Source organism: Photobacterium pectinilyticum, assembly GCF_024357955.1.
GTDB lineage: Bacteria > Pseudomonadota > Gammaproteobacteria > Enterobacterales > Vibrionaceae > Photobacterium > Photobacterium pectinilyticum.
This window is the reverse complement of sequence record NZ_JANEYT010000010.1, coordinates 66,702-89,764: the sequence shown is the minus strand read 5'-3', so window position 1 is coordinate 89,764 and position 23,063 is coordinate 66,702. Positions and strand designations below refer to the sequence as shown.

The following is a 23,063-nucleotide window of genomic DNA, read 5'->3' as shown; positions in this document are numbered from 1 at the left end:
AGGTGCTATCCATCAGGTAGTATTTACAGCTACGTTTTTTATTACCCATCATGAGCGAAATAAGACATTATGGCTGCAAATCCAAGAAAAATTCTGGTGACCTGCGCCCTACCGTACGCTAACGGTTCTATCCACTTGGGCCACATGCTTGAGCATGTGCAAGCGGATATTTGGGTGCGCTATCAGCGCCTTCGCGGCAACGAAGTTCATTTCATCTGTGCAGACGATGCACACGGTACTCCAATCATGCTTAAGGCCCAGCAGATGGGTATGGATCCTGAGCAGATGATTGCCGAAGTGAGCAAAGAGCACCAGGCTGACTTTGCTGGCTTCGATATCAGCTTCGACAACTACCACAGCACACACTCAGAAGAGAACCGTGAGCTGGCGTCGTTCGTCTACACCCAGTTGAAAGACAATGGCTACATCACCAACCGTACGATTTCCCAGCTGTTTGACCCTGAGAAAGAAATGTTCCTGCCGGACCGTTTCGTAAAAGGTACTTGTCCTAAATGTAAGTCTGAAGATCAGTACGGCGACAACTGTGACAACTGTGGTGAAACCTACAGCCCGACAGAGTTGATCAATCCGAAATCTGCGGTTTCTGGTGCAACACCGGTTATGAAGGACTCTGAGCACTTCTTCTTCGACCTGCCTCAGTTCGAAGACATGCTGAAAGCGTGGACTAAGTCTGGTGCCCTTCAGGATGAAACGGCCAACAAGATGCAGGAATGGTTCGAGTCTGGCCTGCAGCAGTGGGACATCTCACGTGACGCGCCTTACTTCGGCTTTGAGATCCCTGGCGAGACTGGTAAATACTTCTATGTATGGCTAGACGCACCTATTGGTTACATGGGCTCATTCAAGAACCTATGTGACAAGCGTGACGATCTAGACTTCGATGAGTTCTGGAACAAAGACAGCTCAACCGAGCTTTACCACTTCATCGGTAAAGACATCGTATACTTCCACAGCCTATTCTGGCCAGCCATGCTGGAAGGTGCAGGTTTCCGTAAACCTGATAACGTATTCGTCCACGGCTACGTAACAGTAAACGGCGCGAAGATGTCTAAGTCTAAAGGTACCTTCATCAAAGCAGGTACTTACCTAGAGCACCTAGACCCTGAATGCCTACGCTACTACTACGCAGCGAAGCTAAACAGCCGTATCGATGACTTGGATCTTAACCTTGAAGACTTCACCCAGCGCGTAAACAGCGATGTGGTGAACAAGATTGTTAACCTCGCATCTCGTAACGCTGGCTTCATCGCTAAGCGCTTCGAAGGCAAGCTGTCTGACAATTTCGCTGAGCCTGAGCTATACGCCGAGTTCGTTGCTGCAGCAGATCGTATCGCCGAGCTATACGAAACCCGTGAATTTAGCCGTGCTATTCGTGAAATCACAGCCCTGGCTGACAAAGCGAACCAGTACGTTGACGAAAAAGCCCCTTGGGTTGTCGCTAAGCAGGAAGGTAAAGATCAGGAACTACAGGAAATCTGCTCTGTCGGTATCAACCTGTTCCGCGTTCTGATGGCTTACCTGAAGCCGGTTATGCCTCAGCTTGCTGAACGTACAGAGGGCTTCCTAAACGAAACCCTGACTTGGGAAGGTATTGCCCAGCCACTGACTGGTCACGAAGTGACTAAGTTCAAGGCGCTATTCAACCGTATCGATGCTAAAAAAGTTGAAGCTATGGTTGAATCTTCAAAAGCGGATGCAGCAGCAGAAGCGGCAGCAAAAGAGAAAGCTGAAGCAGAAGCAGAAGCAGAAGCAGAAGCAGCAAAGACTGAAACCGAACTAAGCAAAGAGCCAATTGCAGACGAAATCGAATTCGATGATTTTGCTAAAGTTGACCTGCGTATTGCTAAGATCGTTTCGTGTGAAGCTGTACCTAAGGCTAACAAACTGCTGAAACTTGAGCTTGACCTAGGCGGTGAAACTCGCCAGGTATTTGCAGGTATCAAATCGGCTTACAGCCCAGAAGATCTGATTGGCAAGCACACCGTAATGGTGGCCAACCTGAAGCCGCGCAAGATGAAGTTCGGCATGTCTGAAGGTATGGTGCTGGCAGCGGGCCCTGGTGGACAAGATCTCTGGATCCTTGAACCACACGAAGGTGCACAGCCAGGCATGCGCGTAATGTAATACGCCAGCCTTGGTGGAAACCAAAAACGAAACCAGCTCAATTGAGCTGGTTTTTTTATTCGCTGACGGGCTCTCTACTCCTTATACCAATCTGGATAAGTAGTTATCTATAGATTGCACAGGAAAAATTGTTGTTATCAAGGCGGAGGTTGCAGTAACTAGTGGCTCTAATTACAAAACCTCTAACGCAGCTAACAGCGATTTTAACCAGCAAGATTGATCAAATACTTATGTAGGTTGGTATTAATCACTTCTCAAAGCAATTATCAAACACTGCACTAATAAACTCACGCCACCTTGTTCAAAAAACCGCCAGATACATGGTTTCATTTACATCCATTTCATTTACTTTTTTTACATGTGTTAAAGGGCACAATATTGACGATAACTTATTTTTCAATTTTTAAGTTTGCCGGACAACTCGCAGAAATAAAATAAACTCAATATCGCACCTTTCTGCGCTTTAATGTAGAAACAATTAAAAATCAACCAATTAACAATTAAAACCATATCATCAACTAATTATTTCTACGATTATACCAACGATAAATCCGATGCATGAATTCGATTTTCCCGATGTGATGGAAATCATTTGTTACAATCAGAAACCAACTGAAACAACACATTAGTACCAAATAGACTACATCCGCATAACCTTAGGAATTGTGCTTTGAATGAATCCTTGTCTTGAATAGGCAAGCTGTTCAAAAGCGGGTCGAAAATGAGCAGGGCTAACCCTCATCATTTAAACACTCATCCCTCAGGCAGTTATCAAGGTATTGTGATGCCACAGAGTCTATTACGTTATACCAACATACTCAGCATTGTTGGTGATTTGATCAGGGTCGAAGTACCCAACCTCTCCTCAAACAATTCGAAGGCCAAATACGGCGATCTTGCGATGATTGAGCAAAACGGTGAAAACTACTCGCTTGCTCAAATCATCAAAATCGACAACGAAGAAGTGTCCCTTCAAGTCTTTGCTGGCTGTAAAGGTTTATCAACCAATGCCGCCGTTTGCTTTCTTGACCAGCCGATGCAGGTCACTTATTCGCCCAATATCCTTGGCCGTATCTTTGACGGTGCTGGACAACCAATTGACCACGGCCCAGAGCTAGAAACCGATCCCAAGGTCGAAATAGATGGCCCTTCGGTTAACCCGGTTCGTAGAACACTTGCTTCACGCATGGTGCGTACCAATGTCCCGATGATCGATGTATTCAACACTTTGGTTGAATCACAGAAGATCCCAATCTTCTCGGTTGCCGGTGAGCCGTACAACAAATTCCTTGCCCGTATAGCTATTCAAGCCGAAGCTGATGTGGTGGTCTTTGCGGGAATGGGTCTCATTTATGATGACTACCATTTCTTCAAAACCCAATTTGAGGAAGCGGGCGTATCATCGCGTACCGTGATGTTTGTCAACCAAGCCTCGGATCCTACCGTTGAGCGTTTGCTGGCTCCGGACATGGCACTATCTGTTGCCGAGCACTTCGCCGTCGATGAAAGTAAGAAAGTATTGGTACTGCTGACCGACATGACCTCCTACGCCGATGCGATGAAGGAAATTGGTGTCGCAATGGACAAGATACCAGCCAACCGCGGCTACATGGGGGATCTGTACTCGCAACTTGCCAAGCGATACGAAAAAGCCTGTGATTACAAAGGGGCAGGCTCAGTCACCTTACTCGCTGTTACGACCATGCCGGGCAATGATGTTACCCACCCAGTACCGGATAACACTGGCTATATCACCGAAGGTCAGTTCTACCTTCACGAAGGTGTACTTGACCCATTCGGCTCCCTGTCACGTCTAAAGCAAATGGTGGTAGGTAAAGAAACCCGTGAAGATCATAGCGCCATCATGAGTGTAATGATCCGTTTCTACTCCGATTCTGTGGAAGCCCAGCAGAAACAAGCAATGGCATTTGAACTGTCGGAGTACGACAAGAAAACCTTGAAATTTGGCAAGTACTTCAAAGACAACTTCATGACACTGGATGTTGATATGAGCTTGGAAGATGCTTTGGACTTCAGCTGGAAGATCCTTGCTGAGTGTTTTGACCCAGAAGAAACCCTGATCAAAGACAGCTTACTGGAAATGTACTGGCCTTTCCCAGAGCAGTTGGATCTGGAAGCAGAAACTACAGAGGGGTAATTCATGGCAAAGGTAGCACTTAACAAAAGCTCGCTGAACAAGCAAAAGCGGAGTTTAAAAACCTACAACCGCTACCTGCCTGCGTTGGAACTGAAACGTCAACAACTGATGCTGGAGCGAAATAAAGCCGAGCAGGCCTTGGAGCAAGCCAAGCAGCGTGTCGTAGAATTACGTGCACTGGTTGAGGAAGCCATTCCCATGCTTGCTTGCAAAGAAATTAACGTCAATAACCTGGTCAAGGTGACAGACGTTAAGCTTGCCACCCAGAATATTGTTGGCTGCCGGGTCCCGATCGTCGAATCAGTCGATGTCGAACTGACCCCATACAGTTATCTCGCGCGCCCACACTGGGTCGATAGTGTGGTACGTCAACTGAAAGAAATGGTTCGCCTGCGTATTGAACTGGCCGTGTACCAGCAACGCTACGAATTAATCAGTGAAGCCACGCGAATTACAAGCCAGCGCGTAAACCTGTTCTCGAAGGTCCTGATCCCTGATACCCAAGAAAGTATCAAGCGGATTGGTATCTATCTATCGGATCAAGAGCGTGCTGCGGTAATGAACGCCAAACTATCGAAACAAAAAGTGTTGGCGCAACAAGATAAAACGCAGGGAGGCCAATCATGAGTATCAAACAGTTAAAACGCTTAACGCTCGGTGGCCAAGCCTCTCGCCGAGACGAAATCCTGATGGCGCTGCAGGCTTTGGGCTGCATGCACCTTATTCCGTTAAGTCAGAGCGATGGCGACAGCAACCATGCTATCGCCATGCAGCAACCCACTGATGCCAGCGAAGCGTTGGCATGGTTGAGTCGTGTCGAGCGCAGGCGCCGTCCGGTCAGGGACAAGGATCTGGTTGATGTCGATGAATTGGTTGCGCAAATTCTCGAGAACAAACGGCATATCCGCCAGCAGCAAGACAAACGTGACTTGCTCAAGGAACGCCTGCAACTGTTACGCCCATGGGGGGAATTCGAACTACCAGATATATGTACAATCAACAACTTGCGATTCTGGTTTTACCTATTGCCACTGAAAAAACTCACCGCGATGTCAGCCGTAGACCTACCTTGGCAAGAGGTACACCGTGATCAGAAAAACGCTTACGTGGTGATTGTGTCTGAGTCTGAACCCGACCCGGCCTTGCTACCTGTTGATCGTTCGCACATCGGGGGGAATAGCCTTTCTCTCGTTGAAGAGCACCTTGAGATTGCCGAGCAGCATCTAGAGGACTTACTGGCAGAGCGCGAAGCATTAACCCGCTGGATCTACCCGCTGAGCCAATCACTGGCTGCCAGTCAGGATCACGCTGAATTACTATTGGCCTCGTCAGGGGTGCAAGATGAAGGTGAATTCTTCCTGATCCAAGGTTGGATGCCTGCCGATACCCAAGATGCAGTTATCGAACTGGCCAACGTTTATGGCTCCGCGGTGCTGTTTGAAGATCCCAAAGCCGATGACCAACCACCTACCCTACTGGAAAACTCCGAGTTAACCGGTGGTGGCGCAGAGGCGATGGGCTTTTTCCAAACCCCTAACTATCGCGCCTGGGATCCGGGCAACCTGGTGTTCTATTCGTTCTCATTGTTCTTCGCCATGATCATGAATGATGCCATGTACAGCGCCATTCTCGGCCTGATCATCTTGTTCTTCCGTGACAAGTTCGATGCCTCTGAAGAAGGCAAACGACTGAAGAATATGGGCCTATTCATGTCTGGATTGGGGATTTTCTGGGGTGTACTCGCTGGCAGCTACTTTGGTATGTCACCAAGTGAAGGCAGTTTCTGGGGATTTTTCAACATCATAGACATGAACGATTATGGCGCCATGATGAGACTTTCAGTCTTTATCGGTGTTATGCACCTGATCATTGCCAACACGATGACCGCCTACATCAACCGCTCACAAAAACGGGCCTTTGCACCACTTGGCTGGGCGGCCCTGATGTTCGGTGGCATGTTGCTCTGGTTTGGCGTTACCGGTGCCATCTGGAGCTGGTTCGGTAAAGGTTTGGGCGGATTACTGATGCTAGGTGGTGCCGGTCTTGTTTGTGTTTACAGCAGTGACCGCCCCATCAACAGCCGCAAAGATCTGGCCCTTCGCGTTCTCGACGGTGCCAAGGCGATTTACAACATCACCAGTGCCTTCGGTGACATCTTAAGCTACATGCGCTTGTTTGCACTGGGCTTATCCGGTGCTTCGCTGGCAATGACATTTAACTCACTAGCAGGTCAAGTTGTTGAAGCACAACCCGTTTCAGGGGTGCTTTTTGCCGGCCTGATCTTACTGCTTGGCCATATCCTGAACTTCGCGCTCTGTGTCATGAGCGGCGTGGTACACGGTATGCGCTTGAATGTAATTGAATTTGTTAACTGGGGTCTATCCGACGAAGGATACCCATTCAGAGCTTTTCGGAAGAAAGAGGATTAAAACATGGAACAATTTGTTATTGCACTTGGTTGGTTAGGCGCATTCGCCCCTGTTGCTCTAGGTGCTATCGGTTCAGCGATCGGCTGTTCGGTAGCCGGTCAGGCCGCATGTGGCGCCATGTTAGATGTCGAGTCTGGCTATGGTAAATACATTGGCCTATCAGCGATGCCTTCCTCACAGGTTATCTACGGTATCGTAATCATGTTCTCCCTGTCAGCGATTGGTGTTAACGCTGAGACAGCAGGCGGCTTATTCGGTGTCGGTCTGATGACAGGTTTCGCTTTGCTTTTCTCAGCTGTTTATCAGGGACAAGCGGTTTCAGCCGCAATTAACGCGTCAAAAAACAAGCCTGAAGTATTCGGCCTGTCTATTGCTCCAGCAGCAATTGTTGAAGGGTTCTCAGTCTTTGCTTTCGTCTTTGCGCTAGTGATGGGTGCCAACATCGGTGCATAAGGAACAGACCATGCCAGTAGAAAATCAAAATACAACACCTGTTTCGACAGGGATCAAGCAACTGGTCGACACCCTACGCCAAGAAGGTGTGGAGGCCGGAAAAAAAGCAGCAGATCAAATCATTGCCGAGGCGCGTGAAGAAGCATCGACAATTGTCGCCGAAGCGCGCGACAAGGCAGGCCTTATTCTGGGCAATGCGCGTAAAGAAGCGGACTTCATCTCAACTGCGGGAAAACAAGCCTTTGAAATGGCAAATCGTAATGCCATTTTGGAGCTAAAAGCTTTCCTACAAGATGAGTTTTCCAAGCAGATCCAAGCGACAGTTGGTACCCAGTTGACAGATGAAAAGCTGTTGCAGCAGATGATCCTTGAAGTTGCAGGTCGCAATGCCGTCAATTCCGATGAACCGGTTGAGGTTATCTTGCCAACCCGAGTAGTGGGTGTAAATGATCTCAGTGCCAACCCTGAAGAGCTCAAGGAAGGGACATTGATCCACTTTGCTGTGGCGCAAGCCGCTGAAATGCTTCGCGAAGGTGTCACTTTCAATGTCAGCGAAGATAACAAAAATGCCGTTGTGTTCCGCCTGAAAGACAAAGATATCGAAGTGGCACTGTCGGATGAAACCGTCACTCAGATGATGCTTAACCACCTCCAACCACGTTTCCGCGCGTTGTTGGAAGGTATCGTCAAATAAGTGCAAGAGGCAGGTTTGCCCTGTCTCTGCTTTAACAAGGAACGTATATGTCTGATAAAGCATATCATGGCTTGTTGACGTCACTGCCGCATATCGACTCTCTGTTTGACAGTAAAATCACGCCGATTTCACGTTACCAGCTAGAGCGACGGCTAAGCGCCTTGTCATTTGATGAACGCAAGCATCTCAACATGATTGAGCAAATCATGCACTGGGATCGCACCAACAATGATGCCGATGATGCCGAGCTGATCAAGTTTGCCACTTGGGTACGAAGCGAAGTAAAGAGCCAAGTACTTCGGGAGCTCATTGATTGGCGTTTGGATATGCGAAGTGTGGTTGCAGCACTTCGACGCAAAAAAGCCGGTGAAAAAGCACCAGCCGGAGCACGCTGGAGTTTCGGCACCCGTTACGAATTTATCCGCCGCAACTGGAGTGCACCCTACTTCAATCTGCATTTCACCTTTCCGTGGCTACCAGATGTTGCTCGTTACATGGAGCACGACCAGAGCCTCGACGTTGAAAAGGCCCTGCTCGAAGCCGTTTGGGAGCAGCTTGACCGCATCAGTACCAAAGAGCGCTTTAGCTTTGAAGCCGTGGTGATTTACCTATTGCGCTGGAATCTGGTTTCTCGCTGGACAACTTACAACAGTGAGATAGCCATCGAGCGATTCGACCAACTCGTAGAAAGTGCACTGGGTGAATTTGCCAGTGAGCTACCGCATTAATTTTGACAACAGGTTGTTCAATGAGCACGGAATTAATCAATAAAACGCCGACTGCCCACGTTACGGCAGTCATTGGCGACACACTGACCATCCGCCTTAACGTTGGCGATAACGGCCAGTTAATAAAAAACGAAGTGGTATATGTACTGCCTAGCCGTAAGCAAACCGATGGCCTTGATGAACTGTTAATGGCCGAAGTATTGCGCGTGCGAGGCGACTCTGCCGATATTCAAGTTTACGAAGATACCCGTGGTGTTGCTGTGGGTGACAGTATTATCCAGACCGGAGAAATGCTGAGTGTGGATTTAGGGCCGGGGATCTTGGCCCAAATATATGATGGGTTGCAGAACCCGCTCGAGCGTCTGGCCCAAATCCATGGCAAATTCCTCAAACGCGGTGTTCAGGTTGATGCCCTAGATAAAGCCGACACCTGGGCCTTCAATGCCGTCGCCAAAAAAGGCGACAAACTCCGCGCCGGCCAATCACTGGGGACCGTTCAGGAAGGCCGCTTTACCCACCAGATTATGGTGCCCTTCTATATTAAAGGGGAGGTCGAAGTAACCTGGATCCAAGAAGGTAGCTTTACCATTGATACGGTTATAGCCCACATCACCGACAACCGTGGTAAAGAGCACAACCTAACCATGGTACAGAAATGGCCGGTGCGTCAATCTATTGCCAACACCTTGACTAAAAATGGTGGAAAAACTCAACGTAAATTCCCTAACGAGCCACTGGTTACCACCACTCGAACCATTGATACCTTCTTCCCTATTGCCCGTGGAGGAACCGGTTGTGTGCCAGGACCATTTGGATCGGGGAAAACCGTCCTTCAGCACGGGATTTCCCGCCACTGTGATGCAGATATCGTTATCGTGGTGGCCTGTGGTGAGCGCGCCGGGGAAGTAGTAGAAACCATCGAGGAATTCCCTCACCTACCCGATCCTAAGCACGGCGGCACCCTGATTGATCGCACCGTGATCATCTGTAATACCTCATCCATGCCGGTTGCTGCCCGTGAAGCCTCTATTTATACCGGTCTTACTCTGGGTGAGTATTACCGCCAAATGGGCTATAACGTGCTGTTGCTGGCTGACTCCACGTCCCGCTGGGCGCAAGCGATGCGCGAAACATCCAACCGATTGGAAGAGATCCCCGGTGAAGAAGGGTTCCCGGCTTATATGGACTCGGCTATCAAAGGGGTCTACGAACGTTGTGGTGTCGTCGATAACGAAAACGGCACTGATGGCTCGCTGACTATGATTGGCTCGGTTTCCCCGGCTGGCGGTAACTTCGAAGAGCCGGTAACCCAGTCGACACTGGGTACAGTCAAGACCTTCCTAGGCCTATCCTATGAACGTGCCTATAAACGCTTCTATCCGGCTATCGATCCCCTAATTTCTTGGTCTCGCTATCTTGATCAGCTTGAAGGTTGGTATGCAGATAAACTTGGCCCCGAGTGGGTACCGACGGTTAAAGAGATGAAAGCACTACTCTCTACCGGAGACAGCATTGGTCAAATGATGCAGGTAACGGGTGAGGAAGGTATCTCGTTGGAGGACTACGTGGTTTATCAGAAAGCCTTGTTTCTCGATATGGTTTATCTGCAGCAAGATGCCTTTGATGAGGTCGACGCATCATGCAGCTTCGAACGCCAGCAGTTTATCTTCGGCAAAGTCGTTAATGTCATCCGAACCCATTACGACTTCACTGACAAAGCGGAAGCACGTAAGTACTTTACATCCATGACTCGTTACTTCCGAAACTTCCATTACGCAAAAGACAATACCGCGGAATACCACGACTATATATCCCGTATTGATATGCTGTTGGAAGATACAGTCAGCACGGCAGTATAATCATTAAAAACAAAAAGTTAAGTATGGCAGCCAGCATATTTGTAAGCAAGCAGTGCTGGTTTGCTATACCGACTATCTCGTGACAATAAAATAATTTCGGTATAAAAATACAAATTCGCCCAGCATGCAGATACATCACACCAACTAACACGCCGTATGACAGAATCAATCACCATATGATCACTCTAAAGCAGATGGTTTAACTTAAATTTCACACCGTATGCTTTACACGCATCTAACACTACGAAATCCTACCAAAGTGAATGTTAATAGGAGCTTTTTCTACCCTTTAAAAGCAGAGCTAAACTCGCTCAAACCTCAGCATCGTTTCGGTCAAAACGATTTATCAGCACAAAAAACGCTCAAAAAACAGCCCGTGCGTTAAAATTCAGTTAATAAACATGTTTTCAGAATATCATTCTGCCCGAAAAAGTGTGATCTAAAACAGATCTTTGATTATTGAACAGCATTTTACTTCGCTTTAACACGTGAAGTGCTGTTAACCTGCTCCGCGCTCTGATGAAAGATTTACAGAGTGAATAAATATAAGGAGTGTTTTATTCATGCAAGCACAAAAGAAAAAAATGTCCCTGACCGGCCGCATCGTACTCGGCATGGTAATGGGCATCCTGACAGGTTTCGCTATTCGATCACTTTTTGCTGAAACTTCATTTGTATACGAATACATAGTGAATGGCCTGTTTAATGTCGGTGGCTCAATTTTTATTGCTAGCTTACAAATGCTAGTTGTACCGCTTGTCTTTGTTTCGCTGGTATGTGGTACAAGTACGCTAAAAGATATCAGTACGCTGGGTCGTTTAGGTGGTAAGACACTTGCTTTCTATATTACAACCACAGCAATAGCCATCACACTTGCACTGGTCATGGGTAATGTCTTCCAGCCAGGTGCGGGGGCTGACCTAGCAGCAGCTTCTAACTTTGCATCTAAAGAAGCACCATCTCTGGGTCAAGTTATCATCAACATGTTCCCAACCAACCCAATCAACTCAATGGCGCAAGGGAACACATTGCAAATTATCGTCTTTGCAATCTTGTTTGGTATTGCGATCAGTGCCGCGGGTAAACCGGGTGAACGCATTGCAAGTGTGTTTGCTGATTTAAACGACGTCATCATGAAGCTGGTTGCTTTGCTGATGAACATTGCCCCATTCGGTGTGTTCTTCTTAATGGCGCGATTGTTCACCGGTCTTGGCCTTGATGCAATCTTTAACCTATTTGGTTATTTCTTGGTTCTATCTTGTACTCTATTGCTGCATGGCTTTGTGGTATACGGCACACTATTCAAAGTGTTTACAGGTTTGAGCCCTAAGATCTTCCTGAAGAAAATGGAAGATGCAATCATGTTCGCTTTCTCAACCGCTTCTTCAAATGCGACCATTCCTGTAACGATGGAAACGGCAACCAAACGTCTTGGTGTTAAAAACCGTATTGCATCATTCACCGTACCACTTGGCGCAACCATCAATATGGATGGTACTGCGATCATGCAAGGTGTGGCGACTGCCTTTATTGCACAGGCTTTCAATATTGACCTTACCATGGGTGATTACTTGATGGTCATCGCAACAGCAACTCTGGCTTCTGTAGGTACAGCAGGTGTACCAGGCGTTGGCCTAATCATGCTTGCAATGGTTCTAAATCAAGTTGGCTTACCGGTTGAAGGTATCGCAATTATCATGGGTGTTGACCGCCTGCTTGATATGATCCGTACTGCAGTCAATATTACCGGCGACAGCTGTGTAACCTGTATTGTAGCTAAAACGGAAGGCGAACTAGATGAAGAGTGCTTCAACGACCCGCACGCGGGCGAAAAAGAAGAAGAGGTCCACCTGCACCCTATCTCTAACTCGTAGTCACGCGATGACAATAAGATAGCTTTCCTCTATATCAAAAGCTCCCATCGGGAGCTTTTTTGCACCATAACGTATCAGCCCTGCACCATTTTCGCACTCGCCAGAACGACCGAATCATCATCAAGATATAAATAAATGAATAATATAGATTAATTATTTATTTCATTTGCTCCACAATGGAATAATGTTTGCAGCATTACTCATCATAATCAAACTTATGCGATTGGAAGGGAGACTGTATGCTTTATTTTATTCTTACCCTCTGTCTTATTGGCATAGTGCTAGGCGTTATCACTATCCGCTCCCAACAACAACGAGATATGTTGCAAAGACGCTTCAACCAAATCATTGGTCTACGTCAGTTAATTCACCTGCTGCGCTTCCATCGACGCCAATCTCATCAGGCATTGAAAAAAACACCACAAATCACTCAAAACCTGAGTGAGTCCATTGCTATTAAGACCTTAACCCACAGCCTGATCAACCAAGCGGAAACCTCCAATAAACCGATGTATCGCATTCTCAATAAACAGCTCGATACGATTTTGGATGAATGGCCCAAGTATTCCGTTCAGCGTAATCAATCCACGCACGGAAAAGCGATTCGTCATGTGCTGTACCTCATTGACGATACCCTAACCCAATGTTTGATCACTTCAGAAAAAGAAGAGCTATTCAAACACTACCAAGGCACTTGGCCCATCATGCTCAATGCCATCGACAGCTTGAGCCGTTTCCGTTATGCCATTGAAAACTACAAGTTGGGCAGCGACGTAATGGCTAGGGAGCTAGGACTTCATATACAAATTCTCAAGCGCAGAATGGCACAGTTACATTTACCTAATGAACCTTCAGTGCCGCCATTGATCATCGAAAATCTTTTTAGCCATTATGAAAGCATCGATTTGAATGCTCATGACAAGGAGTTGGTTAAATACCAACTCTACCAATTCTCTTTGGAAACCTCAGATACCCTATTTCACCTGTTTGATTTGGTGCTCGCCCATATTGGTAATGAATTATCGATTAAACTGCCAGAACTGACGGTAAGGGAAGACAAGAAGGTGGTTCAAATAATTGCCCGGTCTTGAGGCCGGGCAATTGAAGGGGATAAGGAGCAGTGTTTAGAGCTTAGTATTGATTAGAAAATCAAATGGGCTATCGCGACGATAAGTGGCAATGTCACCAGCGTACGCAGAATGAATATAGCCGCCAACTCTAGGAAGTTAATTGGCACCTTACTGCTGAGGATCACAGAGCCGGTTTCAGACATAAAGATAAGCTGGGTAACAGACAGTGCAGCGACAACAAATTTGGTTAATTCAGCATCGATGCTTGATGCTGCAATGATTGACGGTACATACATATCAGTAAAACCCACCAGCATCGTTTGTGCTGCGGCCTGCGCCTCTGCAACATTCAGTAACTCAAGCAGCGGGACAAAGGGGGCGCCCAGTAGGGAGAATAGCGGAGTGGTTTCTGCGACCACCAGACCTAAAGTACCGATTGCCATCACAACAGGAAGAACACCAATCACCATATCTAGTGCGTTATGAACACCTTCTTTAGCCACCGAACCGAGGCTTTTTACTTTATCAGCACGCTGCAGGGCCATGTCCATGCCGAAGCTCATTGCCGACTGACCTTCCGGTACTAATTCGTCATCACGATTTGGAGCGGTTCCATCTATGTAGAGGTCTTTTTTGTAACACAGAGGTGGCAGAAACTGAATCACCATGGCAGCGACCACACCAGACAAACAAATCGCCGCATAGAAAGGGACAAAATAGTTCTGTAGGCCAACCTGGGTCAATACCACCAGCGAGAACGAGATACCAACCGGTGAGAACATGGTAGCAACCACTGCCGCTTCACGGGCAGTGTATTTTTTCTGTTCGTACTGCTTGCTGGTCAAAATCACGCCGACAGTGCCATCACCCAGCCAAGATGATATACAGTCAATCGCTGCACGCCCCGGCAGCCTAAATACCGGACGCATGAACTTGCTAAGTAACGTACCCAATAGCTCAAGCAGCCCGAAGTTTAACAACAGAGGCAGCAGCAATCCGGCAAAGATAAAAGTCACGAACAACGACGGTAGCAAATCATGCAGTACCAGCCCGCCGGTATTACCATTCCAGAACATTTCTGGGCCGACTTGATACAAGGCAATCAATGTAAAAGCAGCACCTAGGCTACGAATAACTAACCAAGTTGGGCTCAATACAAAAAGGCGAGTTAGCAACGGAGATTGAGTCACAAAAGTAGGCTTTGCCACACTGGCCAATATTGAAAGAACAGCAGACAAACAGATAACCGCCGTTACCGTAGGTAGAATAGCATCACCCAGCAAAGCTTTGAAACCTTTGGCCATCAGGGCTAATGGAAACGTAAAGTCACCGTTGACGGTAAGCGGAGCTAAAAAAAAGAACAACCCCAGTATCGAGGGAATGGCGAACATCAGCACGTTCCGGCTGGTTTTGTAGTTGCTTTGGGCTAAAAGGGTATCTGTCATTCTACTGCTTCCTGAATGATTAAATTTTCAATAAAAATGCATAACTCATCAATAACGCGATTATATCGAATATCAATGACGACACAAGCGCAAACTGACAAAATAATCATATTTATCGCATAAAAAACCACTCAATATCTTCAATGGCAGCTATTTCTGTTGAAAACCATTGATGATAGCTATAAAAAAACCCAGCCAATTGGCTGGGTTTTGTAGTTTGCAACAGCGGTATAAATTAACCGATGTGTGTAGCGTTGTTCATGTACTTGCGAAGAGCTTCAGGAATACGGATACGACCGTCTGCTTCCTGATTGTTCTCAAGGATAGCAACCATAGTACGACCAACCGCTAGGCCAGAACCGTTCAGAGTATGAACTAGCTCAGGCTTCTTCTCACCTTTACGGCGGAAGCGCGCTTGCATACGGCGAGCCTGGAAGTCACCACAGTTAGAACAAGAAGAGATCTCACGGTAAGTTTCTTGTGCAGGAACCCATACTTCTAGATCGTAGGTCTTCACAGCGCCGAAGCCCATGTCGCCTGTACATAGGATCACCTTACGGTATGGCAGCTCAAGTAGCTGAAGTACTTTCTCGGCGTGGCCCGTTAGCTCTTCTAGCGCGTCCATTGAATCTTCTGGACGAGTGACCTGTACAAGCTCAACTTTATCAAACTGGTGCATACGGATCAGGCCGCGAGTATCACGACCGTAAGAACCGGCTTCTGAACGGAAACAAGGCGTGTGCGCTGTCATTTTAACAGGCAGATCCGCTTCATCAGAGATAGTATCACGCAGCATGTTGGTTACAGGAACCTCTGCTGTCGGGATCAAAGAGAGAGTACGAGGCTCTTCATCATTCACTTTCTCAGTCAGTGGCTGAGTGTGGAACAAATCAGCACCGAACTTAGGCAGCTGACCAGTACCGAATAGGCTGTCAGAGTTTACTAGGTAAGGAACATACATCTCTGTGTAGCCGTGCTCGTCAGTGTGAAGGTTCAGCATGAACTGAGCAATCGCACGGTGTAGGCGAGCAAACTGGCCTTTCATCACGATGAAACGTGCACCAGACAATTTAACAGCACTTGCGAAATCAAGGCCGTCAGCCATTTCGCCTAGGTCAACGTGGTCTTTAACTTCAAAGTCATAAGACTGTGGTTGGCCCCAACGAGAGATTTCAACGTTTTCGTTTTCATCTTTACCTGCAGGAACAGAGTCGTCTGGCAGGTTAGGGATCGTTTGTACAATGGCATCTAGCTCAGCCTGAAGCACTGCAAGTGCTTTTTTCGCGTCATCCAGCTCAGAGCCAAGGTTACCAACTTCAGCCAGGATACGCTCAGCTTCTTCGTGATCGCCCTTCGCTTTCGCTTGGCCAATGGACTTCGATCGGGAGTTACGCAATGCCTGAAGCTCTTCAGTTTTCACCTGAAGTGACTTACGTTTTTCTTCTAGGGAACGTAGTAGTTCTACATCAAGAGTATAACCACGGCGCGCTAATTTTTCGGCTGTTGCGTCCAGCTCAGTTCGAAGTAATTTAGAATCTAGCATGCTAATCCTGTGCTCAAATGGCTCTAAAGTGCACATTATTTAGCCAAATTGATGGCCAAATAATTTTTAATTCATAAGGCGTTAGGCAACCTAACGCGGATCCCTCAACAATACCCAAAAAGCCCTATTATTGATAGCGCTTTGAAGTGCTTTTTGCATCTAAAGAAGCAAGATAATCTAACTTTTCGGAAATTTTGGTCTCTAAGCCCCGATTTGTCGGCTGATAATAGCGAGTACCCGCCAACTCCTGCGGAAAATAGCTCTCGCCTGCAGCATAGGCGCCCGGCTCGTCATGGGCATAACGATACTCCTGACCATATCCCATCTCTTTCATCAGTTTGGTCGGCGCGTTACGCAAATGGTGCGGCACTTCATAGTCAGGATAGTTAGCAGCATCTAACTTGGCTTGTTTAAATGCGGTATACACCGCATTACTTTTCGGTGCACAAGCCAAATATACAATCGCCTGGGCTATTGCGCGTTCGCCCTCATAGGCCCCGACCCGGGTAAAACAATCCCAGGCCGATACGGCTACCTGCATTGCACGTGGATCAGCATTGCCAATATCTTCCGAGGCTATTGCCAGCAGACGGCGGGCAACATACAAGGGATCGCACCCGGCCTGCAGCATACGTGCAAACCAGTACAGACCGCCATCCGGGCTCGATCCACGAATCGACTTGTGCACGGCAGAGATCATGTCGTACCACAGATCACCCTTGTTATCGAAACGAGCGATCTTCTCACCCGCCACCTCGGCCAGCAAGGCAAGAGTGATCAGCTTGTTGCCCTGCTTATCCTCATCTGCCATATCAATCAACTGCTCAAGGTAATTTAGTGACATCCGGGCATCACCCCCAACCAATTCGGCAAGGCGTTCTTTCACTTCATCGACAAAGACCAGATTGCTCTCCGACACGCCACGTTCCTTGTCTACTAGGGCTTGCTCGATGACTTCAAGGATGTCTTCGTTCTCCAGAGACTTAAGCTTGTAGACCCGGGCGCGTGACAACAATGCGTTATTTAGTTCAAAAGATGGATTTTCAGTCGTTGCGCCAATAAAGGTCACAGTGCCGTCTTCGATATGAGGCAAAAAGGCATCCTGCTGGCTTTTGTTAAAGCGATGGACCTCATCCACAAACAAAATGGTACGGCGGCCGGCCATCTTATTATCACGGGCTTTATCGATAGCTGCACGGATATCTTTAACACCCGATGTTACAGCCGATACACGTTCAACTTCAGCATTGGCATAATGGGCGGCCACCTCTGCCAGCGTGGTTTTACCTGTACCCGGCGGTCCCCACAAAATCATCGAATGCAGGTGTCCGGCCTCCAACGCACGCCTTAGGGGCTTGCCTTGGGCCAGAATATGTTTCTGACCAATGTATTCCTGCACGGTTCGTGGGCGCATTCTGGCTGCCAACGGACGGAAGTCCGATGAAAAATCCAGGCTGAAATTACTCAAAATCACCGCTCCTTAAACAAAATTAGGTGGTACTGCCGTACCACCTAAATCAATCTGGTTCACTGTTTGCTATCGCCTCGGGACATAAACCTGGGCGATTCGCTCTAGCTTAATTACGCTGGTCATCCAGCTCAACCCCTTTCGGCGGGGTAAAGGAGAACAGGCTCGAGGCTGGTGTTTGCTTCTGGAACTTCGTCAGTTTGAAATTACTGCGCTGACCATCTTGTTCAACCACAGAGAAACTACGCACCACACCCGACTGGGCCACGGTTACAACAAACTGCCCCATAGAGGACGCACCACTTTTCGGGGTCAGGGTAAAAGTGTCAGCCGTTTGCGACACATTGTAATTAGCCCAGTCTGAAGCGCTATTGCGGGTCAGCAGTACGAATGGCGTTTGATCCGTCGCGTCATTAAGCCACATCGCGGTTACTTGCTCGATAAACGGGCTGTAATACCACAGTGTCTTGCCATCAGAGATCAAAATATTCTCGTCTGGCGTTTCCGTATTCCAACGGAACAGGTTTGGTCGTTTGATGGATACATCACCAGTGCCTTCCACCAGCAAGCTTCCCTCTGGGCTTACAACGGTTTGGGTAAAGTCAGCACTAAAAGCATTCACTTTGCCCAAACGACTACTCAGTTCCTGCTGTGGATTCGCCAGTGCTTGACCCGCCAACAACAACGGGCTGGCAACCAACATACTCAAAAGCACTTTTTTAATCATTCTGTTAAACCTTTTCAGATGCCTGCTATTTGATCGTAGCAGGCATGGTAATTACGGGTTGTCTTGTGTTTTATCAACGGTTAATCACGAGGGGCTGGCGGTGGTGCCAAAACCTCACGATTACCGTTATGGCCTGGTGCACTAACGATGCCATGCGCCTCAAGCTGTTCGACAATGCGGGCAGCACGGTTGTAGCCAATCTTAAACCGACGTTGGACACCAGAAACTGAACCACGACGTGACTCTGAAACAAATGCAGCCACTTCATCAAACAGCTGATCGAGATCATCCTCTCCAGCGACCGGGGTCTCTCCCGGTAGCAGGCCTTCACTTCCTTGGTCAGCTTCCAAGATCCCCTCGATATACTGTGGTTTACCACGAGCTTTCCAGTCATTCACCACGTTGTGGACATCTTCATCCGAGGCAAACGCACCGTGGACACGGACGGGATGGTTACTCCCAGCTGGCAAGTACAGCATGTCACCCATACCCAGCAACGACTCAGCGCCACCTTGATCGAGAATGGTTCGGGAGTCAGTTTTGGTCGATACGGTAAAGGCCATACGGCTCGGGATATTAGCCTTGATAAGACCGGTGATCACATCCACCGATGGACGCTGTGTCGCCAGCACCAAGTGGATTCCTGCCGCGCGCGCCTTCTGCGCAAGGCGGGCAATCAACTCTTCAACCTTCTTACCCACCACCATCATCAAGTCAGCAAACTCGTCGACAATAACAACAATGCTTGGCATTTTGTCCAATAACGGCGGGTACTCGTCCATACTATCGCCTGGCTTCCAGAGTGGGTCATGAATAGGATGCCCCGCTGCAGCGGCTTCTTCCAGTTTGGCATTGTAACCAGCCAGGTTACGTACACCGCATGCCGCCATTAGCTTGTACCGGCGTTCCATCTCACCCACACACCAGCGCAAGGCATTGCTGGCGTCTTTCATGTCTGTGACCACTTCGGTCAATAAATGCGGAATACCCTCATAAATCGACAATTCCAGCATTTTCGGGTCAATCATAATGAAGCGACAATCTTCCGGCTTGCACTTATACAGCAAGCTCAAGATCATGACGTTCACCCCGACCGACTTACCCGACCCCGTTGTACCGGCTACCAGCAAGTGTGGCATCTTACACAGGTCCGCCACCACGGCTTCACCAGCGATGTCGTAACCTAATACAATCGGCAGCGCTCCTTTCTTGTGCTGGAAGTTATCACTGTCGACGACTTCAGACATATACACCGTTTCGCGGTTCACATTCGGCAGTTCAAGACCTATGTATGGCTTACCCGGGATCACTTCAACCACACGAACGGCAGATGCTGACAAGGCGCGCGCCAAGTCTTTGGCAAGACCGGAAATACGGCTCACTTTCACACCCGGCGCAAGATCGAGCTCATAACGGGTAATAACTGGGCCAGGGTATACCCCAACGACCTTGGCTTTGATCTTATAATCGGCGAGTTTCGATTCAACCAGCATAGCGGTCTGCTTTAGCTCTTCCTCGGTCGTCGATTGAACGTTTTGTTTCGGCGGGGCCAATAGATCGATGGTTGGCATCGGCGACGTTGGTTTTGGCAAATCCGCTTCCCGCTTCATCAAGAACGGATTATCCAAACCTGCAGCTTGGGCTTGGGCTTTCTGGGCGTCGCGGATCTTCTTGAGGAAGGCTTCTTCATCATTCAAGTCTTGATCGCTGCTGTTTTCGATGTGGTCCTCGCTATCGACAGGGGCCATTTCACGCTCAGCCCGTTCCAGCTCAGACATACCATCCTGAACACCAATTTCAATATCATGAGCTAACTCGATATCGTTTGGCTCAATGCTATCAACCGGTACTTCTTGTCTGCTTTCTACCATACCCGTCACCTCCTGTTGAACTGGTTCATACATACCAGTTTGAGCAACATGAGGTTTTGTTGTAACAGGCTCAACGTGAACCGGTGATGAATTATCCTCTGCCACGTCAGGAATGAACTCATCATTGTTAAATGACATGCTCGCAGAGGGCGTTGCTTCGCCCTGCCGTTGTACATGTTCAGCTTGTGCGACTGACGACATCGTCGTAACGTCAGCAACCGTATCGACTGCTGGTTCAAACGCAGGAGCTGCAACAGGGGCTCGTTCAGTAGCCGTATGCTCTGTATCCATCACCGCGGAAGAGGCCGTACTAGACGAAACATCACCTTCTTGCGGTGCTAATTTACCTTCATCGATATATACAGAAAAGTTCTCATCGATATCCAGCTGCCTTTCAAGCTCGGCGATTGACATCCCCTTGGCTTGCTGGGTCGAATTCACCTCAACAACCTCTTCAGCACTCGATGTGGCTGTACTTTCTGGTGTCGTACTTTCTGTTGTCGGGGTGTCCGACACACTAGACAAAACAGGTTCAACCGATGTAGCCACCGATACTGGCTGTATCGGCTCAGCCATCGCCACATTAGCGACGGTTTCAGCGTTAGCCTCCGCATTGGCAGCAACAGCAGTTGCCGCAGCGGCTGTGGCAACCACGCTGTTAGCATGAACTCGAGCCTGACGTTGACGCTCAGGCATTACAATTTTCGGTTCGTTGGTATTCAACAGCGGATCGGCAGCATGCTGAGCTGACTGTTCAAAACTTGGCTCCTTACGGGCAAAGCGATTTCTTTCCTCAACCTGCGGTGGCGTTGTACGGCTACTCGAAGCCAGCAAAACATCGTCCGCATCAGGCTCTGATTCCGTTTGTTGCATCGCCAGTTGGCGGCCGAATTCAGTCTGATGCTCATCCGGGATATCAGCCGCAAAAGGAGTCAGCGTCTCTGATTTATCTGAGCGTACTTTGTTAAGTAGCCATGCCATAGAGCCGAGTACCGTCTCCCCAATGATATCGACAATGGTCAACCAAGAGATACCAGTAAACAGGGTAAAGCCCACCGCCCAAGCAAACATCAGGATCAGCGTCGCGCCCAGTAAATTGAACATTGGCAGCGCCATATTTGACACCACATCGCCAATCACACCGCCAGAGGAGAAATACCAGATATCATCAAAATTAAGATCAGCTAGCCCGCAGCTGGCGACAAAAATGCACAACAAACCAAGCAGGCGGGTACCATATATCATGTAATCCAACTTGAGAGGCTGTTGCCGCCTGCGGAACAATATCCAAGCTGCGAGGATGATCACTGCAGGAAGTGGGTAGGCAAGCGAACCAAATACAAACAACAAGGTATCGGCAACCAAAGCGCCGAAGGCCCCTGCTTTATTTTGCACTGGCCCTTCCCAAGCTGTTTGGGACCAGGAGGGATCGGCAGGATCAAAACTTAACAGCGCAACCATGATGAAAATCGCCGACAAGATGCCGATGATAAGAAAGCTTTCCAGTAAGCGCTGTCCCCCGGAAAGACGCATTTTAGGCTGCTTCTTGCCCTTTACTTTCCTCAAAAAAACACTCCGATGTAACAAATTGCTTAATGCCCAACCCATTCTGCCTGCGGACAGATGCGTTGAATCTTTTTAACTATCAGAACAAGGACATCCCTGCTCGGTGTTATTATTATACCAATAGCTGATAGCGTGTCAGGCGCCAGTAAAAATAGGGCCTGATGACCTAACGCATATCTTATACTAAATAGCGTCAGTTTTTGCCATTTTGAAAAGGTGAATATAGGAAGAGACAACGAAGTTTTCACAGGAAGTGTTGAAAATACAAGCACCTTGCGTTAGCAGTGGCTAACAAAGTGTTGCGTGGTCATTGTTTACTTTTCATTTATCAGACCACAGAAACAAATCAAGCGGCTGAACGCCGCTTGATTGATATACCCAAAAACCTTAGGTATAGACCTCAACAGTGAAGCTTAACGAGTTTTGATCACAAGGTTGTTGGTCTGCTTCACTTCTTCCATCACCACATAAGTGCGGGTGTCGTTCACACCAGGAAGACGCAGTAGAGTTTCACCTAACAGCTTACGGTAAGCTGACATGTCTGCCACACGGGTTTTCAGCAAATAGTCGAAATCACCGGATACCAAATGGCATTCCTGAATATCTTCCAGTTCCTGTACCGACGCATTAAACAGCTCAAACACATCTGGCGCACCACGGTTTAGCGTGATCTCTACAAAAACTAACAGAGAGGCATCAAGATACTGCGGGTTTAGAAGCGCGGTATAGCCACTGATGTAGCCCTGACGCTCTAGACGGCGTACACGCTCAAGACATGGTGTTGGAGACAAGCCAACACGCTTGGATAACTCTACATTTGAAATACGACCATCTTTTTGAAGCTCATTCAAAATGTTGCGGTCAATACGATCCAATTCCTTGGATGGTTTCTTCTTGGTATCTACCATTTTTTATTCCACCTTCTTACTTCCTTGCAAAAAAATATACTACAGATTTCTATTTTTTAGAATCAAATACTGTGTTAGTCAAACTATACTGCCATTAGATCTGCATTTACATCCTTGTCAATAGC

The 23,063-nt window shown here is 48.0% G+C and carries 16 protein-coding genes; 10 read left to right on the top strand and 6 right to left on the bottom strand.

Features of this window, described 5'->3' with window-relative positions:
- The first annotated feature begins 69 nt into the window (after positions 1-69).
- From metG to NHN17_RS06650, 10 genes are all read left to right on the top strand, one after another.
- Positions 70-2,145 carry a methionine--tRNA ligase gene (gene metG / locus NHN17_RS06695; RefSeq protein ID WP_255041400.1) on the top strand — a complete coding sequence of 692 codons (2,076 nt, stop codon included), beginning with the start codon at positions 70-72 and terminating at the stop codon, positions 2,143-2,145.
- A gap of 784 nt (positions 2,146-2,929) precedes the next feature.
- On the top strand, positions 2,930-4,303 hold the full coding sequence (locus NHN17_RS06690; RefSeq protein ID WP_255041396.1) for a V-type ATP synthase subunit B: 1,374 nt from the start codon (positions 2,930-2,932) through the stop codon (positions 4,301-4,303).
- Between the two features lie 3 nt (positions 4,304-4,306).
- The gene (locus NHN17_RS06685) at positions 4,307-4,930 is read left to right on the top strand and encodes a V-type ATP synthase subunit D (protein ID WP_255041395.1); all 624 of its coding nucleotides are present in this window, start codon (positions 4,307-4,309) and stop codon (positions 4,928-4,930) included.
- Positions 4,927-6,732: a V-type ATP synthase subunit I gene (locus NHN17_RS06680; RefSeq protein ID WP_255041394.1), complete on the top strand. Its 1,806-nt coding sequence runs from the start codon at positions 4,927-4,929 to the stop codon at positions 6,730-6,732. The genes NHN17_RS06685 and NHN17_RS06680 overlap by 4 nt, the downstream gene beginning before the upstream one ends.
- Positions 6,733-6,735: 3 nt before the next feature.
- Positions 6,736-7,185 (top strand): ATP synthase subunit C, encoded by a 450-nt coding sequence (locus NHN17_RS06675; protein WP_255041393.1) that lies wholly within the window; start codon positions 6,736-6,738, stop codon positions 7,183-7,185.
- A 10-nt stretch (positions 7,186-7,195) separates the two neighbouring features.
- Complete coding sequence (locus tag NHN17_RS06670) at positions 7,196-7,879, top strand: hypothetical protein (protein ID WP_255041392.1); 684 nt, start codon at positions 7,196-7,198, stop codon at positions 7,877-7,879.
- Between the two features lie 47 nt (positions 7,880-7,926).
- Positions 7,927-8,607, top strand: a complete 681-nt coding sequence (locus NHN17_RS06665) for a DUF2764 family protein (protein WP_255041391.1) — start codon at positions 7,927-7,929, stop codon at positions 8,605-8,607.
- Positions 8,608-8,627: 20 nt separating this feature from the next.
- A complete protein-coding gene (locus NHN17_RS06660; RefSeq protein WP_255041390.1) occupies positions 8,628-10,466 on the top strand; it encodes a V-type ATP synthase subunit A in 1,839 nt (612 codons plus the stop codon).
- Between the two features lie 563 nt (positions 10,467-11,029).
- Positions 11,030-12,340 carry a dicarboxylate/amino acid:cation symporter gene (locus NHN17_RS06655; RefSeq protein WP_255041389.1) on the top strand — a complete coding sequence of 437 codons (1,311 nt, stop codon included), beginning with the start codon at positions 11,030-11,032 and terminating at the stop codon, positions 12,338-12,340.
- 239 nt (positions 12,341-12,579) lie between these two features.
- A complete protein-coding gene (locus NHN17_RS06650) occupies positions 12,580-13,431 on the top strand; it encodes a hypothetical protein (protein ID WP_255041388.1) in 852 nt (283 codons plus the stop codon).
- 50 nt (positions 13,432-13,481) lie between these two features.
- Here the strand turns inward: NHN17_RS06650 and NHN17_RS06645 are convergent, their stop codons facing one another.
- The 6 genes from NHN17_RS06645 to lrp form a co-directional block, all read right to left on the bottom strand.
- Positions 13,482-14,855, bottom strand: a complete 1,374-nt coding sequence (locus NHN17_RS06645) for a YjiH family protein (protein WP_255041387.1) — start codon at positions 14,853-14,855, stop codon at positions 13,482-13,484.
- Positions 14,856-15,090: 235 nt separating this feature from the next.
- Complete coding sequence (gene serS / locus NHN17_RS06640; protein WP_255041386.1) at positions 15,091-16,398, bottom strand: serine--tRNA ligase; 1,308 nt, start codon at positions 16,396-16,398, stop codon at positions 15,091-15,093.
- Positions 16,399-16,525: 127 nt separating this feature from the next.
- Complete coding sequence (locus tag NHN17_RS06635; RefSeq protein WP_255041384.1) at positions 16,526-17,866, bottom strand: replication-associated recombination protein A; 1,341 nt, start codon at positions 17,864-17,866, stop codon at positions 16,526-16,528.
- Positions 17,867-17,975: 109 nt separating this feature from the next.
- Positions 17,976-18,590, bottom strand: coding sequence for an outer membrane lipoprotein periplasmic chaperone LolA (gene lolA / locus NHN17_RS06630; RefSeq protein WP_373689545.1), 615 nt, complete (start codon positions 18,588-18,590; stop codon positions 17,976-17,978).
- 83 nt (positions 18,591-18,673) lie between these two features.
- The gene (locus NHN17_RS06625; protein WP_255041381.1) at positions 18,674-22,030 is read right to left on the bottom strand and encodes a DNA translocase FtsK 4TM domain-containing protein; all 3,357 of its coding nucleotides are present in this window, start codon (positions 22,028-22,030) and stop codon (positions 18,674-18,676) included.
- Positions 22,031-22,443: 413 nt separating this feature from the next.
- The gene (lrp, locus tag NHN17_RS06620; protein ID WP_255041380.1) at positions 22,444-22,938 is read right to left on the bottom strand and encodes a leucine-responsive transcriptional regulator Lrp; all 495 of its coding nucleotides are present in this window, start codon (positions 22,936-22,938) and stop codon (positions 22,444-22,446) included.
- Between the last annotated feature and the right edge of the window lie 125 nt (positions 22,939-23,063).

Excerpts from the sequence above, each read along its gene's own strand:
- metG (WP_255041400.1), top strand. The coding sequence starts at position 70 with ATGGCTGCAAATCCAAGAAAAATTCTGGTGACCTGCGCCCTACCGTAC.
- NHN17_RS06690 (WP_255041396.1), top strand. The coding sequence starts at position 2,930 with ATGCCACAGAGTCTATTACGTTATACCAACATACTCAGCATTGTTGGT.
- NHN17_RS06685 (WP_255041395.1), top strand. The coding sequence starts at position 4,307 with ATGGCAAAGGTAGCACTTAACAAAAGCTCGCTGAACAAGCAAAAGCGG.
- NHN17_RS06680 (WP_255041394.1), top strand. The coding sequence starts at position 4,927 with ATGAGTATCAAACAGTTAAAACGCTTAACGCTCGGTGGCCAAGCCTCT.
- NHN17_RS06675 (WP_255041393.1), top strand. The coding sequence starts at position 6,736 with ATGGAACAATTTGTTATTGCACTTGGTTGGTTAGGCGCATTCGCCCCT.
- NHN17_RS06670 (WP_255041392.1), top strand. The coding sequence starts at position 7,196 with ATGCCAGTAGAAAATCAAAATACAACACCTGTTTCGACAGGGATCAAG.
- NHN17_RS06665 (WP_255041391.1), top strand. The coding sequence starts at position 7,927 with ATGTCTGATAAAGCATATCATGGCTTGTTGACGTCACTGCCGCATATC.
- NHN17_RS06660 (WP_255041390.1), top strand. The coding sequence starts at position 8,628 with ATGAGCACGGAATTAATCAATAAAACGCCGACTGCCCACGTTACGGCA.
- NHN17_RS06655 (WP_255041389.1), top strand. The coding sequence starts at position 11,030 with ATGCAAGCACAAAAGAAAAAAATGTCCCTGACCGGCCGCATCGTACTC.
- NHN17_RS06650 (WP_255041388.1), top strand. The coding sequence starts at position 12,580 with ATGCTTTATTTTATTCTTACCCTCTGTCTTATTGGCATAGTGCTAGGC.
- NHN17_RS06645 (WP_255041387.1), bottom strand. The coding sequence starts at position 14,855 with ATGACAGATACCCTTTTAGCCCAAAGCAACTACAAAACCAGCCGGAAC.
- serS (WP_255041386.1), bottom strand. The coding sequence starts at position 16,398 with ATGCTAGATTCTAAATTACTTCGAACTGAGCTGGACGCAACAGCCGAA.
- lrp (WP_255041380.1), bottom strand. The coding sequence starts at position 22,938 with ATGGTAGATACCAAGAAGAAACCATCCAAGGAATTGGATCGTATTGAC.